The following is a 15,724-nucleotide window of genomic DNA, read 5'->3' as shown; positions in this document are numbered from 1 at the left end:
GCCGCTCAGCTGACGAGCGCGTAGGTCGACGTCGCGTGGACAGCCATCTTGCCGTCCTCGTCGAACAGTTCGACTTCGCCGAATACCAGGTTGCGGCCCATCCGCAGCACGCGCGCGGTGACGAGCACGTCACCCTTGCGCACCGGACGCATGAAGTTCGTGTTCAGCGATACGGTCGTCATCGGCCGGAATTCGCCGAGCGCGACCGAGATCGCGACCACCATCGCGGTGTCCGCGGCGGCCGTGAACACCTGGCCGCAGATGATGCCGCCCGAATGACGGAATTCGCCGGAAAACGGCAGGCGCATCGTGACGCTGTCATCGCCGATCGCTACGGGGACCAGACCGAGCGAGCGGACCCACGGGGCCAGCAGGCGATCCAGCAATTCGCGGACTGCGTTTTCGTCCATCTTCGAATGTCCAGAAAACGTTGCGCGACCGCCGCGCAACAAGTGTGGACGTCATCATACCGGGAGCGCGCCAACTGCGATGGCTCGCCACCGCGCCGACAGCCGCCGTCCGGGCGACGAAATATTTTCAGGAAATTTGCAGAAAGGTGTTGCAAAGATCGAAATACCCGTGCATAATCTTTCTTCTGTTGGGGGCGTTAGCTCAGTTGGTAGAGCAGCGGACTCTTAATCCGTAGGTCGAGTGTTCGAGTCACTCACGCCCCACCAGGAATTCCGAAGCCCGGTTAGCGAAAGCTAACCGGGCTTTTTCCATTTCCGGCGCCGCCCGGCTCTCCCGCGTCACGGCATGCACAAGACATACATGCCTGGCTCATGCGCTTTCCGCTAGAATCGTCCGACAAATATCACACGACCGGCCCGGTGATCGCCGTATCGCCGCCGGCACTGAGAGAGCATGGGACGTCGAACATGGAATCATGGGAGCGAGACGCGACCATTCAGAGGGCATGGTCACGCCGATATCGGTGCGCACGTCGAGTCGCACCCTCCTCCCGATCGCATCCGGACGCATCGCACGACGCACGCAGCGGATCCGGTCATGCTGCGTAAGGACGCACTCGTCGCGTTCGCGCTCGGCATTGCGCTGCTCGTGGTCGCAGCCGCGCTCGCCGTCATCGCGGGCGGCGCGGTCGGCCATCTGGTCCGCACGCCGGGCACGGTCGTGCGCATCGTGCAGGACAGCGACGCGATGCGTGCATACCGCCCGATCGTCGCCTATCTCGCGAACGACGGCCGGCGCCTCGAAGTCGCCGGCAATACCGCATCGACGGTCCCGGCTTACGACATCGGCGAAAGCGTCGACGTCCTGGTCGACCCGGACCATCCGAACCGTCCCGCGCTGATCGACGATTTCGCGCAACGCTGGTTTCCCGTCGCGGTGCCCGCCCTGCTCGCCCTCGCGTCGCTTGCGGTCGGCAGCCTGCTGTACGTGAACGAGCGCCGCAACCGGCAAGCCGACGCGCTTTCCGCACCGGCCGACCGCAAGACGATCCGGCGCCGCTGGAACATCGCGATCGTGCTCATCCCGATCGCGATCGGCACCGGTTTCCTGGCCGGCGCCGGCGCGGTCGGGCTGCGCCAGTGGCAGATCGACCGCCATTACGCGCGCTCGACCGGCCATGTCGTCGAGATTGCCGAAACGGCACGCTCGTCCCGCGCCCGCACGTCGCTCTACTCGGTGAGCGTCGTGTTCACGACCGACAGCGGCCGCCAGGTCACGTTCGCGCAAGGCTCGGCGTCATCGCAACCCGGGCTGTACGAAGGCGAGATCGTCAACGTGCTGTACGACCCTGTCACGCCCGAACGCGCGGTCGTCGACCAGTTTTGGGACCGGTGGGCGCTCACGGCGATCCTGTTCTCGATCGGCGCGCCGTTCCTGGTAGCCGGGTTGTTCGTTGCCGGCACCCTGTGGCCCGAGCATCGGCCGCACGAAATCGCCGAATGACCAACAACGAACCGTGCCGGCGACACCGCGCCCCCCGCCTCACCGCTCCCTGAACGCCTCCACCTTCGCGCGGTTCCCGCACGTACGCATGTCGCACCAGCGTCGCCCGACGCCGCGGCCGCGATCGACGAAGAACCACGTACAGCGGCCGCACTGCCGCACGCGCGCGAAGTCGTCACCGCGCAGCAGATGCTCGAACGCGAGCGCGGCCGCGTCGATCCAGCGCGACGCGGCGCGCGCATCGGGGCGCCACGCGAAGCGGCCATCGACGGCGTCGAATGTGCTGCGCCCGATCGCATCGCGAATCGCCACGGCGAGGCGGTCCGCCGCTCGCGCGCCGGCGCTGCCGCCGTCGCCGGCCGTCAGGTACGCGAGCGCCGCATACGCATCCTCGCGAAAGCCGTGCAGCGCAGCCAGTTCGTCGGCGCCGTCCTGCCGGGGATGACGCAGGAACCGCGTCAGGTCGGCCGCCGCCAGCACCCCGGATTTCCCGACCCACGCACGCACGGACGGCCAGTCGACGAGCTTGTCCTCGTCGCGCGTCTTGCCCGTGTCGGCCACCGTGTTCAGGAAGTCGAGCGCCGGATGGCCGCCGACGAAATCAGCCGCGCTCCATGCGTACGCCCGTCGCGCAGGCGCGTATCGAGTAACCATTTATTTTCACCTATCGGTTTCACATCCGGACGAACCGGCGTAACCTGTTAACAACTAATACAGGTTAGCACGGAGGTACCGATGCTCGATCTCGCCAATCGCTTCATGTTCGAAGATCGCCGGATCGCGTGGGGCACGCTCGGCGAAGGGCCGCCGCTCGTGCTCGTGCACGGCACGCCGTTTTCATCGCAGGTGTGGCGCCGGATCGCGCCGTGGCTCGCGCGGCGCCATCGGGTGTTCTTCTACGACCTGCTCGGCTACGGTCAGTCAGACATGCCCGACGCGGACGTATCGCTCGGCCGGCAGAACGTGCTGTTCGGCGCGCTCCTCGACGAATGGAATATTTCGCGCCCGCGCGTGCTTGCGCACGACTACGGCGGCGCGACGGTGCTGCGCGCGCATTTCCTCGACGGCATCGCCTATTCGGACCTGACGCTCGTGAACCCGGTCGCGATTGCGCCGCAGGGCTCGCCGTTCGTGCGGCATGTCGCGCAGCACGAGGCCGCGTTCACCGGGTTGCCGGCCTATGCGCATCACGCGCTCGTGTCGGCCTATATCGGCAAAGCGGTCGCGCAGCCGTTGAGCGACGACGTGCTGTCGATCTACCGCGCGCCATGGCTCACGGCCGCCGGCCAGGCCGCGTTCTATCGGCAAATCGCGCAGATGCGCCAGCGCTACATCGAGGAAGCGGAGGCGCGCTACGCGCCGCCGGACTTTCCGGTGCGCATCGTCTGGGGCGAGGACGACGGTTGGATTCCGCTCGAACAGGGGCAGGCGCTTGCCGATCGCATCGCGAACGGCAAGCTGATCAGGGTGCCGCGCGCGGGTCATCTGGTCCAGGAAGATGCGCCGGAAGCGATCGTCGCCGCCGTGCTCGACCGGTAGGCGGACCAGCGCGGGTAGAACGTGCAGTGCTGCTTACCAGGGCAGCGAATAGGTCTTCGTATTCGTGAAACTCTTCATCGCTTCCTGCACGCCTTCCTTGTAGCCGAGGCCAGAATCCTTCACGCCGCCGAACGGCGTCAGTTCGAGCCGGTAGCCCGGCACCTCGCGCACGTTCACGCTGCCGACCTCGAGCTCCGTGATGAAGCGCGTGATGCTGTCGAAGCGGTTCGTGCAGACCGATGACGACAACGCATAGTCCGTGCTGTTCGACATCCGGATCGCCTCGTCGATGTCGCGAAAGCGCATGATCGGCGATACGGGGCCGAACGTTTCGTACTTCACGACCGGCATGTCGGGCGTCACGCGATCGATGACGGTCGGCGAGTACAGCGCACCGTCGCGCACGTTGCCGACCAGCAACCGCGCCCCGCGCGCAATCGCGTCGTTCACCTGCTGCTCGCAGAACTTCGCGGCCGCTTCGTCGATCACCGTGCCCATGTCGACCGACGGATCGGCCGGGTTCCCATACGTCCACGCACGGGTTTTCTCGACCACCAGCTCGGTGAAGCGATCGGCCACCGCCTCGTGCACGAGCATTCGCTTGATCGCGGTGCAGCGCTGCCCCGAGTTCTTGTACGAACCCGACACGGCGAGCGTGCTCGCCTCGTCGAGATCGGCATCCTCCATCACGATGATCGGATCGTTGCCGCCGAGCTCGAGCACCGCGCGCCGGTAGCCCATCCGCGACGCGATCGACTTGCCGATCGACACGCCGCCGGTAAACGTGATCAGGTCGATCGCCGGGTTCGTGATCAGTTCGTCCGCGATTTCCTTCGGGTCGCCGGTCAGCACCTGCAGCATCTGCGGCGGCAGGCCGGCTTCATACAGGATGTCCGCGAACAGGTAGCACGACAGCGGCACCTTCTCCGACGGCTTCACGACGATCCGGTTGTTGGTCGCGACCGCCGGCACGACCTTGTGCGCGACCTGGTTCATCGGATGGTTGAACGGCGTGATCGCGGAAATCACGCCCAGCAGGGGCTCGCGCTGCGTGTACACGCGGCGCTTCTTGCCGTGCGGCGTCAGATCGCACGAGAAGATCTGTCCGTCGTCCTTCAGCACTTCGCCCGCGCCGAACGTGAGCACGTCGGCGACGCGTCCGGCTTCATACGTCGAATCCTTCAGACACAACCCGGCCTCGGCCGTGATCAGCGCCGCGATCTCGGCAGTGCGCGAGCGCACGATGTCGGCCGCGCGGCGCAGGATCGCCGCGCGCTCGTGGCGCGTGAGCGACGGCCGGTACGCACGCGCGACCGCAAACGCGCGCCGCACGTCGTCGAGCGTCGCCCTCGGCACGGTGCCGACGAGCGAGCCGTCGTACGGGTTGCGCACCTCGATCACCGCGTCACGATGGATCCTTTCACCGTCGATTCGCAATGCTTCACGATGAAGCTCGCGGACATCCGTCGATCCTGCAATGGCGTTCATGAGTATCTCCCCGGCGGATACGTCCGCGTCACTGCAGATGGTTGAGCGCGATGTCGATGATGTCGAAGTTGCGCAGCCGCGCGCGGCCCGTGACGGCAGTCGCGACCGGCTTGCTGAAGATCAGCGGCACGATCTGCTCGGAGATCCCGCCGTGCGAGCGCAGCGGCACGTCGAGCCCCGACAGGTCGTGCTTGCTGCGGCGCGTGCCGAGCACGACGTCCTGCTTCGAGATCACGATCAGGTCGCCCATCCGCTCTGGCGGCAGCTCGAAGCGCGCACAGCCTTCGGCGCCAGTCAGCACGACCTCGATGCCGTCCACCGCGGCGAGCCGCGCACGCAGCGTGTCGAGCTGGGCGGAATCCGGCACGTAGACGGTCGCGAACGAGCCGAGCGCACCGTGATGCACGACGTACGGGTCGGTGATCGGCAGGATCACGCGCGCCGCGTCGTGGCCGAGCCACGCGTCGAACAGCTCCTGCAGGTAGATCACGTTCGGCTCGCCGGTCTCGCCGTCGTGCTTCGCGTTCATCCCGTGGTCGGCCGTGATCGCGACGATCGCGCCGAGCGCGTCGAGCCGCTTCAGATACGTGTCCATCATCTGGTAGAACGCGTTCGCGCCGTCGGTGCCGGGCGCGCACTTGTGCTGCACGTAGTCGGTCGTCGACAGGTACATCAGGTCGATCGGCCGCGTCTCCAGCAGGCGCACGCCGGCCGCGAACACGAATTCCGACAGGTCGGCGCTGTACACGCTCGGCACCGGCTTGCCGACCAGCTCGAGCACGTTGTCGATGCCGTTTTCCTCGATGCTTGCCTCGTCGGCCTTCTCCGACGAGAAGCAGATGCCCTTGAGCCCCTTGCCGAGCAGGCGGCGCAGCTTGTCCTTCGCGGTGACGACCGCGACGCGCGCGCCCCGCTCGGCGAAGGCGGCGAGCACGGTGGGCGCGACGAGGTACTTCGGATCGTTCATCAGCACCTCGGCGCCGGTGTCGCGATCGTAGAAGTAGTTGCCGCTGATCCCGTGGATCGCCGGCGGCACGCCGGTAACGATCGACAGGTTGTTCGGGTTCGTGAAGCTCGGCACCACGCACTCGCCCTTGAGCGCCGTGCCCGGCTTCAGCAACGTGCGCAGGAACGGCGCGACGCCGGCCTCGGCCGCCATCTCGAGATATTCATAGGCGCAGCCGTCGACGCAGACCACCACCACGGGGCGGCTCATCCAGTTGTAGCGACGGCCGTTCACTTCCACGGATACAGGCGTTTCAGTCATGACGTTCATTCCATTCGGTTCGAAGAGGGGTTGCGCCGCGCCGCGGGGGTTGTTTTCCATGCTTGACATTAAAGTTGATGATTTGTAGATTGTCAACAATAGGCAGAGAACAGACGGCAGAATGGGAAAGCACGACGATCTGTACGAGCAGTGGGCGTACATGCAGCGCACGACGCGATGGCGCTTCACGGCGCCGACGCAGGTGGTCGCGGCGCTCGACGCGGCCGTCGCGCAATACGTCGACGAAGGCGGGCTCACCGCGCGCGGCGGCCGCTACCCGCGCAACTATCGCGCGCTGATCGACGGGATGCTCGTGTTCGGCTTCCGGGCGTTCCACGCGCCGGACGATCCGAACGACGACTTCAAGCGGTTTTATCAGGAGGTCAAAAAGCGCGGCTACATTCCGTATTCGGGCAAGCGGCCCGAAGTCGACACGTTCCGCGTCGGCTGCATCGGCCACTTCGGCGAAGCCGGCATTCCGGGCGCGGTCGCTGCGATCGCCGACACGCTGAAGGCAATGGGCGTGCGCCGCGTGTCCGCCGAAGCGTCGGCCTGACGCGACGCGCCCGGCCGCATCGCGGCGCGCTGCCGACCGCCGCGCGTCGCCGTGCGCCGGTTTCGCTTTCGTTTTCCCGCCGTGCGCGGCACGGCAACCCGACTCTTACCGGCACGACACCCAATGCGACCCTTCTGGATCGAACAAGCACTGTTCAACGACGGCGACCTCGCCCCCCCGCTGCAGGGCGCGACGCAGGCCGACGTCTGTATCGTCGGCGGCGGCTTCACCGGGCTCTGGACCGCGATCCAGGCGAAGCAGCAGAACCCGGCGCTCGACATCGCGATACTCGAAGCCGACCTGTGCGGCGCCGGCGCGAGCGGGCGCAACGGCGGGTGCCTGCTCACGTGGTCCGCGAAATTCCTGACGCTGCGCCGGCTGTTCGGCGAAGCGGAAGCGATCCGGCTCGTGAAGGCGTCGGAGGCGGCCGTCCAGCACATCGCCGACTTCTGCCGAGCGCATCGCATCGATGCCGAACTGCGGCTCGACGGCACGCTGTACACGGCGACGTCGCGCGCGCAGATCGGCACGCTCGCGCCGGTGCTCGACGCGCTCGCCGCGTGCGGCATCCACAGCTACGAACCGCTGCCGGCCGCCGAAGTCGCGCGCCGCTCGGGCTCGGCCCGCAATCTCGACGGCGTGTACTCGCCGATCGCCGCGACCGTGCATCCGGGCAAGCTGGTGCGCGGGCTGCGCCGCGTCGCGCTCGACATGGGGATCCGGATCCACGAGCGCACGCCGCTCGTCGACTTCACGCCGGGGCAGCCGGCCGTCGTGCGCACGCCGTCGGGCAGCGTGCGCGCGGGCAAGCTGGTCTTCGCGATCAACGCGTGGATGGCGAGCCGCTTCCCGCAGTTCGAACGCACGATCGCGGTCGTGTCGAGCGACATGGTCATCACCGAGAAATGCCCGGAACTGCTCGAGAAGACCGGGCTCGTGGACGGCGTGTCGGTGCTCGATTCGCGGATCTTCGTGTACTACTACCGCACGACGGCCGACGGTCGGCTGATGCTTGGCAAGGGCGGCAATACGTTCTCCTGGCGCAGCCGCATCGCGCCGGTGTTCGACCAGCGCTCGCCGTACGAGGCGCAGCTCACGCGGAGCCTGCGCGAATTCTTCCCGTCGCTCGCGGGCGTGCCGGTCACTGCAAGCTGGAACGGTCCGTCGGACCGCTCGGTGACGGGCCTCCCGTTCTTCGGCCGCCTCGACGACGCGCCGAACGTGTTCTACGGCTTCGGCTATTCGGGCAATGGCGTCGGGCCGACCTACATGGGCGGGCAGATCCTGTCGTCGCTGGTGCTCGGCCTTGACAACGCGTGGACGCGCAGCCCGATCGTGCGCGGCCCGCTCGGCCATTTCCCGCCGGAGCCGATCCGCTATGTCGGCGCGCACGTCGTGCGCAATGCGATCCGCCGCAAGGAGCGTGCGGAAGACGAGAACCGGCGGCCGGCGGCCGTCGACACGTGGCTTGCGAAGTTTGCGAGCGCCGCGGGGAAGGCCGACAAGGGGTGACCGACGGGCGCAATGCGATGGGGGGAAAAACGGGAGCGCCTCGCAAGACCAGTGCACCGACGACTCGCGCGCCCAACTCCGCCTTTCTCAAAAATATGCAAGCCCATCTCTGAATAATTGAAAATCGACAAAACACGCCCCATTTCAATTTCGATCGGAATAGATACTCGCTTCGAGGTATTTTTCTCATTTCCCCAATCAAGCATCTCGATTTTACAGCGCTCAATGACTTGATAGGATGTTGCGCCCTCGATAAAAAAGCACATCTGCCACATCCCAATGCATACGTCGCCAACTATTGAAATTTTGATTAGTGACGCTCGATCAATCTCCAGGGGATCCCAGTTCGGACATGCCGCGATCGCAATCGACGGCATCGTGTACGGCAAAGCGCATCCGGGATGGGACGTCGATAACCTCTCGCGTTATCTTGATCGCCAGCAGACCAAGATGCGTCGCGACACGATCGGTTATCTCATCAACACCACCGAGAGTGAAAAGGCAATCATCACTTCCGAGATAAAAAAGAGGCGCCTGGAAAACAGGCACTACTCCCTAGTCGACAATAACTGCTCATCGAATATTGCTGAAATCCTTGGCAAGGCAGGCATTCTGGCTTACGACCCGAGATGGCAGCTGCCGGGTATCATAGCGCCTGCAGATTTGATGATCGGCTTGCGCCATTCGAAGCGATTGATTGGAATTCGACGATATCCGAAGAAATGATGCGCTTTTTTCTATTAGCCGCACTCGCCGTAATGGTCAGCGCGTGCTCGAAATATAGAGACGAGAACTGGACGGCGCTTCAGGACATGCCGGCCTTCGCCGAACCAAACGACGACAGAACCCATCCGATCTTTACGGTCAGGAAAGGTGAGTCCTGCGTCCCCGTGACGGATCGGGTTGCAAAGGTTTATGCATACACCCAGGTGCGTTGCAAATCCGGAACGGGCTGGGTACTGGACGATTTCTTCGATAAACAGCGCGGCAAGTGATCAGCGGTGACAAATAACACGGCCGCTCACGCGCGAGCTTTCTCGCGCGCCGCCGTGCCCGTCGCGGGCAGCCCCTGCTCATGCGTGCGGCGCATCCGCGCGAGGCCGTGCGCGACGTGCTCGCGCACGAGCGCAACCGCCTTCTCCTCGTCGCCGCTCGCGAGCGCCTGCACGATCTTGTCGTGCTCGGCCGCGGACACCGCGATCGCATCCTCTTCCGCCTCGATCGCGGCCTGGCGCAGCAGCCCGAGCTGGCGCACGAGCCGGCGATAGGTATCGGTGAGGTGCGTATTGCCGACGCCGACCACCATCGCGTCGTGGAACTGCACGTTCAGCTCGGTGTAGCGCGTGACGTCGTGCGCCTTCGCGGCTTGCTTCATCGACTGGATGATGCCCTTCAGCACCTTCAGCGTGTCGGGTGAAATGCGCTTCGCGAGCGCACGCGCGACCGACTCGTCGAGCATCGCGCGCACTTCATAGATTTCCTCGGCCTCGCGCAGCGGCACGACCCGCACCGTCACGCCGCGGTTCTTCTCGTTGCGCAGCAACCCGGCCTGCTCGAGCGCGCGGAACGCTTCGCGCACGGGGCCACGCGACACGTTCAGCCTGGTCGCGATATCGACTTCGTTGAGCTTCTCGCCCGGCGCGTATTCGCCGGACACGATCGCGCGCTCGAGCATGTCCTGCACGATCATCGCGAGCGACTGGCTTTGCAGGAGTTCGATGGCGTTGAGGGCGGTCGGGGCGGTCATGGTCGGGCAGGCAGCGCAGCTGCGGGGAGAACGAGGGCGCCATATCGGCGAACGATCGTTATATACCCTCGGTCCGAAATATTGTCAACAGTTTTCAGTTTCCAAAAGCCAACCGCGCGGCCGGCATGAATGCACCGAACCGCGCGCGCCCCAAGCCCCGCCGTCAGGCCGTCTGCTTCACCGGCCCCGGGTCGCTCTGGCTCGGCCGGCCCGTCTCGACGTGGCCCGCGAAGCGGCGCACGACCTTGTCGTCGCCGCCGCGCAGCGTCGTCGCGGTCATCGTCAGATCGTACCAACCGTGACTCGACGACAGCTCGAAGTGATCCTCGACGCGCGCGCCCGGCTCCAGCGTGTAGGTGCGCGCATGCGCATGGCTGTACGCGTTGTCGACGACCACCCGGCACGCCGCGCGGCCGCTGTTGCGCAACTGCAGATACACGTGGCGATTGCGCACGTCGTAGCCGATTTTCGCCTCGGGGTTCGCGTGGCTGCCGTCCGCGGCCAGCCGCGTGTTGCCCTGGAACTCGCACAGATAGCCGTTCGGGCCATACGCGGCGAGATGGTAGTCGCCGCGCGCGGCCGACGTGCTCCAGGTATCGGCGAAGCGGTCGTGCGACGACACCGCGTAGCGGCGCGGCGGCGTCGCCGGATTGCGGCGGTCGTACACGTAGAACGCGGCGCCCGCGTCACCCGAGTTCGCGAAATCGAGCGACACGCTGTCGTCGCGGCCGTTCACGCGGGCATGCACGAACAGCTCGTACGGCAGCGCGCGCGCCGGACGCGTGCCAGGCTCCTGCGCCGGCATCGACTGTTGCGCGGGCACTTGATACGCGTGGCCGGCGGTGGCGATGTGCTGCGGCACCGTGAAGCTCACCGTGCGCGTATCGGGGCGCGCGGAGAAATCGAACGCCGACGTGAGGTCGCCGCAGACCGACCGGCGCCACGCGCTGATGTTCGGCTCCTTCACGCCGAAGCGCGCTTCGAGGAAACGCAGCACCGACGTGTGATCGAACGTCTCCGAGCAGACCCAGCCGCCCTTCGTCCACGGCGAAATGATGATCAGCGGCACGCGCGGCCCGAGGCCAATCGGCTGGAGGCCGCCCGGGTCCGCGCCCGGCACCAGCGGGCTCATCTCGCCCGGATACTTGTTCAGGTCGAGCAGTTCGTCGCCGAGGTTCGACAGCAGATTCGATGACACGATGCCCTGGCCGCCCACGCCGCTCGTGACCGGCGGCACCGGCGGCACGACGTGGTCGAACAGCCCGTCGTTCTCGTCGTAGTTGAGGATGAACACCGTCTTCGCCCACACCTCGGGGTTCGACGTCAGCGCCTCGAGCACCATGTTGATGTAGAACGCGCCGTCGGTCGGCGACGCCTGCGGGTGCTCACTGTACTTGTACGGCGACACGATCCACGATACCTGCGGCAGCCGGTTCGCCTGCACGTCGGCCTTCAGCTCGGCGAGCGTGTGGTCCGACGCGCCCTTGTCGACCAGCGGGCCGCTCGCGCCTTCCTTCACCTGGAAGCGCTTGAAGAACATCAGCGAATTGTCGGTGTAGTTGTCGGTCGGATCGCCCGGAATGCCGGTGCCGCCCTGGTACACCTTCCAGCTGATCTTCGCGTCCTCGAGGCGCTCGGCGTAGGTCGTCCACGTGTAGCCGTTGACGTTGTTGCGCTCGCCGATGCCCGGGCCGTTCGACGCGTTGCCGTAGATGTTGCGCGGGTCGACCGTGCCGGTCCACAGGTAGATGCGGTTCGGCGCGGTGTCCGCGTGCGCGGAGCAGAAGTACGAGTCGCAGATCGTGAATGCGTCGGCGAGCGCGTAGTGGTACGTGAGGTCCTGACGCTTCAGGTAGCCCATCGTCAGCACGTCCTGCTTCTGGTTCACCCACTGGTCCCACTGGCCGTTGTTCCAGGACAGGTGGCCGCTGCTCCAGCCGTGGTTGGTGCCCGGCTGGAATTCGGTCGTCTGCTTCGGGTCGAGGTAGAACGGCAGCACGTACGGCGCGGCGGGGTCGAGCCCGCGCGAATGGTAGTTCTTCGTGAACACCGACGCCGGCGGCTGCTGCCACACCGGCGCACCGCTCGGCAGCAGGTGCGGACGCGGGTCGTTGAAGCCGCGCACGCCGCGCAGCCCGCCGAAGTAGTGGTCGAACGAGCGGTTCTCCTGCATGAAGATCACGACGTGTTCGACGTCGCGGATCGTGCCGGTGCGATACGCGGCCGGCATGGCCAGCGCCTTGCGGATCGCGGGCGGGAAGCCGGCGTAGGCGGCCATCGCGCCGGCCGACTGGGCGGCGAGGCGCAGGAAATCGCGTCGATTGGTGGCGGACATGAAGAGGATCCTGTGGGTCGGTAAGGGTGGCGCCGGTCGAACTGGGCCGGCGGTCGTGCGTTGCCGTTATTAGTCCGCACCGGCATGTCCCGGCCGTGACCGGTTCCAGCAGGTTTCTTGCGCTTACCCCCAGCTTTTTTTCGAAGCGGCGCACGACGCGCCTTTCATCCGGCCGACACATGCGTACGCTACGCTGACGCGCGATGAAGAGGGGGGAGAAGCCGAGTCGTGTTCGATCAGCTGAAGGCGTTCCACGCGACCGTCCGGCAGGGCAGCATCACGCGCGCCGCGCGCCATCTGGGCGTGAGCCAGCCGACGATCGCCGCGCAGATCCGGCAGGTCGAGCAGGTGTACGGCGTCGAGCTGTTCTACCGCAGCGGCCGCAAGCTCGAGGTCACCGAGACCGGGATCGAGCTGCTGCCGCTCGTCGAGAAGATGATCGCGCTCGAGGCGCAGGCCGACATCATGCTGCGCAACGTCGGCGGCCTGTTCGAAGGCCATCTGCGGATCGGCGCGACGGGGCCGTACTACATCATGGACGCGGTCGGCCGCTTCTCGCACGCGCATCCGTCGATCGCGCTCACGTGCCGGATCGGCAATTCCGAGGAAATCCTGCAGGCGCTGCAGGAATTCCGCATCGACCTCGCGGTGTCGTCGCAGCGCAATGACGCGGACGGCCTCGAACGCAAGGTGATCTCCACCGATCCGCTCGTGCTCGTCGTGCATCGCGATCACCCCCTCGCGCGCTTCGACGCGATCGACGCCGCGCAGCTCGCCGACGTGCGGCTGCTGATCCGCGAGGAAGGGTCGGTCACGCGCCGCTGCACGGAGACAATCCTCGCGGCGGCCGGCGTCGCGGCCACGTCGGTCGCCGAGATCGGCAGCCGCGAAGCGATCCGCGAGGCGATCCTGCATGGCGTGGGCGGGAGCCTGTTTCCACGCGGCGAGGCCGAGCGCCATCCGGACCTGCGCGTCGTCGCGCTGCGAGGCGTCGACACGACGATCGACGAATACGTGTACTACCTGAAGGCGCGCCGCCAGAGCCCCGCGATCGATGCGTTCCTCGCGTGCATCCTGCGGACACAGCCGGCCACGCACGACGCGACGCTCGCGGCGCGGCCCGTGAACGCGCGCTGAGCCGCCGCGCGTTCACCGGTTTCGCGTATTGCCCGTCGCACTTCCGTGCCCTTTCCGGTGCTTTTCCCGCGCCTCCCCTCGTTGTCGAGCTCGTGCCTTGTTGCTTCCCGACGCGCGTTATTTCGGCAGCGCGGGGATCATCCACGTCAGCACGTGCTGCTGCAGGAACACCAGCACGCCGAGCAGCAGCGTGAGAATCACGCTGTGCCAGAAGGTGCGCGCGAACACGACGCCTTCCTGCCCCTTCAGGTCGGTCGTCGACACGCCCGTCGCGATGTTCTGCGGCGAGATCATCTTGCCCATCACGCCGCCCGACGAGTTGGTCGCGGCCATCAGCACCGGATCGAGGCCGAGCTGGCGGGCGGCGACGACCTGCAGGTTGCCGAACAGCGCATTGCCCGACGTGTCGCTGCCGGACAGGAACACCGCGATCCAGCCGAGCGATGCCGACACGAGCGGGAACAACGCGCCGGTCGACGCGACGCCGGTGCCGAGCGTGTAGCTGATCCCCGAGTAGTTCAGCAGGTATGCGAGCCCGACGATCATCATCACCGTGACGATCGCGATCCATGTTTGCCGCCACGTCTTGATCACGCATTCGAAGAACGCGCCGACGCCGGTGCGCGTCAACACGGCCGTGATGATGGCCGACAGCAGGATCGCGGTGCCGGTGCCGAGCGGCTGGAAGTCCCAGATCGCCGCATACGGCTTGTGGTACAGCGACACGAATACCGCGTTGTGCAGGCCCGGCCACTTGATCTTCACGTCGCCGATCGCCGCGATGTTCGCGTGCACCCAGACGATCACGACCACCGACACGACGAGCCACGGCAGCCAGCCACCGAAGCCCGCGCGCGCGGCGCCGGCCGTGGCCGGCACGCTGCGCGCGAGCGCGTACTGCGGATCGGGCTGCGGCTTCCACACTTGCAGGAAGCCGATCGTGACGATCAGCGACGTGAGCGACGACAGCACGTCGGTGAGCTGGTCGCCGAGGAAGTTCGACGTGACGAACTGCGCGATCGCGAAGCTGGCGCCCGACACGAGCAGCGCGGGCCACAGCTTCGAGATCGAGCGCAGGCCGCCGTACGCGCCGACCACGTAGAACGGCAGCAGCAGCGCGAAGAACGGCAGTTGCCGCCCGACCATCGCTCCGAGCGTCGCGGGCGGCAGCGACGTGACCGCGCCGAGCACGGTGATCGGCACGCCGAGCGCGCCGAACGCGACCGGGGCCGTGTTGAACAGCAGCGTGTAGGTGAGCGCTTCGAGCGCGGGGAAGCCGAGCGCGATCAGCAGCGCGCTGGTGATCGCGACCGGCGTGCCGAAGCCGGAGATCCCTTCGAGCAGACAGCCGAACGAGAACGCGACGACGAGCAGCACGAGGCGGCGGTCGTCGGGCAGGTTGTCGAGCATCCACTGCCGGAACTGGTCGAAGCGGCCCGACTTCACCGCGATGTTGTACAGCAGCAACGCGTTGAACACGATCCACATCACGGGCACGAGCGCGAGCGCCATGCCGGCGCCGACCGCGTTGAACGCGAGGCCGGCCGGCATGCCCCACGCACCGATCGCGACCGCGAGGCCGGCGACGAGCCCGGCCAGCGACGCCTGCCACGCCGGCCGGCGCAGCACGCCGAGCGCGATCAGCGCGACCGCGATCGGGATCACCGCGACGAGGAACGACAGGAGCAGCGAGTTGGCGACGGGCGTCAACGGCTGCGCGAACAGGATGCCGGGCGGTAGGGCTGCGGTGGGATTCATCGTGTCTCGTGTCTCCGTGTCGGCAGGAGTTAGCGCTTTGGCGCTTGCTCCTGTCCCATGCTTCGCGGTCGGCGGGAGTCGGCGCTTTAGCGCTTACTCCTGTCCCATGCTTCGCGGTCGGCGGGAGTTAGCGCTTCAGCGCTTACTCCCCCGCCATGCATTTCGGTCCACCGAAGTAGGCGCCCTGGCGCCTAAGCACACCCCGGCCCGTATCAAACGTCCGTTCCACGGCGGCGAAAACCGTCCGACGCTTGCGCATGCAACCATGCCGCGGCGCCGACCGATCGGTCGCTTAAAAGAGGTTAGGAGGCGCATCGCGCTTGTACAAGGAGGGCAAGCCCGATGCGCGTGGCGCCGATACACGGCGCCCCCCCGCATGCTGACCGGCGGCCGGCGGCCCGCTGACACGTGCGCCAGCAAGCCGCCCGCCGCAATGTTGCTCAACCGGCAAAGGTGACTGATGGCGGGCGG

13 protein-coding genes, 1 tRNA gene and 1 pseudogene are annotated in these 15,724 nt (G+C 66.5%); 8 read left to right on the top strand and 7 right to left on the bottom strand.

Annotation, left to right across the window (positions count from 1 at the left end):
- Positions 1 to 5: 5 nt before the first annotated feature.
- Positions 6 to 410, bottom strand: coding sequence for a PaaI family thioesterase (locus SB786_RS00200; RefSeq protein WP_006756963.1), 405 nt, complete (start codon positions 408 to 410; stop codon positions 6 to 8).
- A gap of 191 nt (positions 411 to 601) precedes the next feature.
- Here SB786_RS00200 and SB786_RS00195 point away from each other — a divergent pair.
- Positions 602 to 677: transfer RNA gene (locus SB786_RS00195), tRNA-Lys, on the top strand.
- A 187-nt stretch (positions 678 to 864) separates the two neighbouring features.
- Positions 865 to 1,914 carry a DUF3592 domain-containing protein gene (locus SB786_RS00190; RefSeq protein ID WP_410725663.1) on the top strand — a complete coding sequence of 350 codons (1,050 nt, stop codon included), beginning with the start codon at positions 865 to 867 and terminating at the stop codon, positions 1,912 to 1,914.
- A gap of 39 nt (positions 1,915 to 1,953) precedes the next feature.
- On the opposite strand, the gene SB786_RS00185 is transcribed toward SB786_RS00190, so the two are convergent.
- Positions 1,954 to 2,568 carry a CGNR zinc finger domain-containing protein gene (locus tag SB786_RS00185; RefSeq protein WP_410725662.1) on the bottom strand — a complete coding sequence of 205 codons (615 nt, stop codon included), beginning with the start codon at positions 2,566 to 2,568 and terminating at the stop codon, positions 1,954 to 1,956.
- 81 nt (positions 2,569 to 2,649) lie between these two features.
- Here SB786_RS00185 and SB786_RS00180 point away from each other — a divergent pair, with 81 nt between their 5' ends.
- Entirely contained in the window at positions 2,650 to 3,453 is an 804-nt protein-coding gene (locus SB786_RS00180) for an alpha/beta fold hydrolase (protein WP_410725661.1), read from the top strand.
- Positions 3,454 to 3,486: 33 nt separating this feature from the next.
- On the opposite strand, the gene phnY is transcribed toward SB786_RS00180, so the two are convergent.
- Both phnY and phnA read right to left on the bottom strand, forming a co-directional pair.
- Complete coding sequence (phnY, locus tag SB786_RS00175; RefSeq protein ID WP_410725660.1) at positions 3,487 to 4,941, bottom strand: phosphonoacetaldehyde dehydrogenase; 1,455 nt, start codon at positions 4,939 to 4,941, stop codon at positions 3,487 to 3,489.
- 28 nt (positions 4,942 to 4,969) lie between these two features.
- A complete protein-coding gene (gene phnA / locus SB786_RS00170) occupies positions 4,970 to 6,208 on the bottom strand; it encodes a phosphonoacetate hydrolase (RefSeq protein ID WP_410725659.1) in 1,239 nt (412 codons plus the stop codon).
- Between the two features lie 136 nt (positions 6,209 to 6,344).
- On the opposite strand from phnA, the pseudogene SB786_RS00165 reads away from it, so the two are divergent.
- From SB786_RS00165 to SB786_RS00150, 4 genes and pseudogenes are all read left to right on the top strand, one after another.
- A pseudogene (locus SB786_RS00165) lies at positions 6,345 to 6,764 on the top strand (2-aminoethylphosphonate--pyruvate transaminase); the annotation flags it as partial.
- 123 nt (positions 6,765 to 6,887) lie between these two features.
- Positions 6,888 to 8,276, top strand: a complete 1,389-nt coding sequence (locus SB786_RS00160; RefSeq protein ID WP_410725658.1) for an FAD-dependent oxidoreductase — start codon at positions 6,888 to 6,890, stop codon at positions 8,274 to 8,276.
- A 279-nt stretch (positions 8,277 to 8,555) separates the two neighbouring features.
- On the top strand, positions 8,556 to 9,002 hold the full coding sequence (locus tag SB786_RS00155) for a hypothetical protein (RefSeq protein ID WP_410725657.1): 447 nt from the start codon (positions 8,556 to 8,558) through the stop codon (positions 9,000 to 9,002).
- Positions 8,999 to 9,271, top strand: a complete 273-nt coding sequence (locus tag SB786_RS00150; RefSeq protein ID WP_410725656.1) for a hypothetical protein — start codon at positions 8,999 to 9,001, stop codon at positions 9,269 to 9,271. The genes SB786_RS00155 and SB786_RS00150 overlap by 4 nt, the downstream gene beginning before the upstream one ends.
- Before the next feature lie 26 nt (positions 9,272 to 9,297).
- On the opposite strand, the gene SB786_RS00145 is transcribed toward SB786_RS00150, so the two are convergent.
- Entirely contained in the window at positions 9,298 to 10,023 is a 726-nt protein-coding gene (locus SB786_RS00145) for a phosphonate utilization associated transcriptional regulator (protein WP_410725655.1), read from the bottom strand.
- 163 nt (positions 10,024 to 10,186) lie between these two features.
- Positions 10,187 to 12,358, bottom strand: coding sequence for a phosphocholine-specific phospholipase C (locus tag SB786_RS00140; RefSeq protein WP_410725654.1), 2,172 nt, complete (start codon positions 12,356 to 12,358; stop codon positions 10,187 to 10,189).
- A 228-nt stretch (positions 12,359 to 12,586) separates the two neighbouring features.
- Here SB786_RS00140 and SB786_RS00135 point away from each other — a divergent pair, with 228 nt between their 5' ends.
- Entirely contained in the window at positions 12,587 to 13,495 is a 909-nt protein-coding gene (locus SB786_RS00135; RefSeq protein WP_410725653.1) for a LysR family transcriptional regulator, read from the top strand.
- A 117-nt stretch (positions 13,496 to 13,612) separates the two neighbouring features.
- Here SB786_RS00135 and SB786_RS00130 read toward each other — a convergent pair whose 3' ends face one another.
- A complete protein-coding gene (locus tag SB786_RS00130) occupies positions 13,613 to 15,253 on the bottom strand; it encodes an L-lactate permease (protein WP_410725652.1) in 1,641 nt (546 codons plus the stop codon).
- Positions 15,254 to 15,724: the final 471 nt, after the last annotated feature.

This window comes from Burkholderia sp. SIMBA_062, assembly GCF_046534765.1.
Classification (GTDB): Bacteria; Pseudomonadota; Gammaproteobacteria; order Burkholderiales; family Burkholderiaceae; genus Burkholderia; species Burkholderia ambifaria.
The sequence above is the reverse complement of the archived record's forward strand: the minus strand, read 5'-3'. Positions and strand labels throughout refer to the sequence as shown.

Bases quoted from the DNA above. Each gene is read 5' to 3' on its own strand.
- SB786_RS00200 (WP_006756963.1), bottom strand. From the start codon at position 410: ATGGACGAAAACGCAGTCCGCGAATTGCTGGATCGCCTGCTGGCCCCG.
- SB786_RS00190 (WP_410725663.1), top strand. From the start codon at position 865: ATGGGACGTCGAACATGGAATCATGGGAGCGAGACGCGACCATTCAGA.
- SB786_RS00185 (WP_410725662.1), bottom strand. From the start codon at position 2,568: ATGGTTACTCGATACGCGCCTGCGCGACGGGCGTACGCATGGAGCGCG.
- SB786_RS00180 (WP_410725661.1), top strand. From the start codon at position 2,650: ATGCTCGATCTCGCCAATCGCTTCATGTTCGAAGATCGCCGGATCGCG.
- phnY (WP_410725660.1), bottom strand. From the start codon at position 4,941: ATGAACGCCATTGCAGGATCGACGGATGTCCGCGAGCTTCATCGTGAA.
- phnA (WP_410725659.1), bottom strand. From the start codon at position 6,208: ATGACTGAAACGCCTGTATCCGTGGAAGTGAACGGCCGTCGCTACAAC.
- SB786_RS00160 (WP_410725658.1), top strand. From the start codon at position 6,888: ATGCGACCCTTCTGGATCGAACAAGCACTGTTCAACGACGGCGACCTC.
- SB786_RS00155 (WP_410725657.1), top strand. From the start codon at position 8,556: ATGCATACGTCGCCAACTATTGAAATTTTGATTAGTGACGCTCGATCA.
- SB786_RS00150 (WP_410725656.1), top strand. From the start codon at position 8,999: ATGATGCGCTTTTTTCTATTAGCCGCACTCGCCGTAATGGTCAGCGCG.
- SB786_RS00145 (WP_410725655.1), bottom strand. From the start codon at position 10,023: ATGACCGCCCCGACCGCCCTCAACGCCATCGAACTCCTGCAAAGCCAG.
- SB786_RS00140 (WP_410725654.1), bottom strand. From the start codon at position 12,358: ATGTCCGCCACCAATCGACGCGATTTCCTGCGCCTCGCCGCCCAGTCG.
- SB786_RS00130 (WP_410725652.1), bottom strand. From the start codon at position 15,253: ATGAATCCCACCGCAGCCCTACCGCCCGGCATCCTGTTCGCGCAGCCG.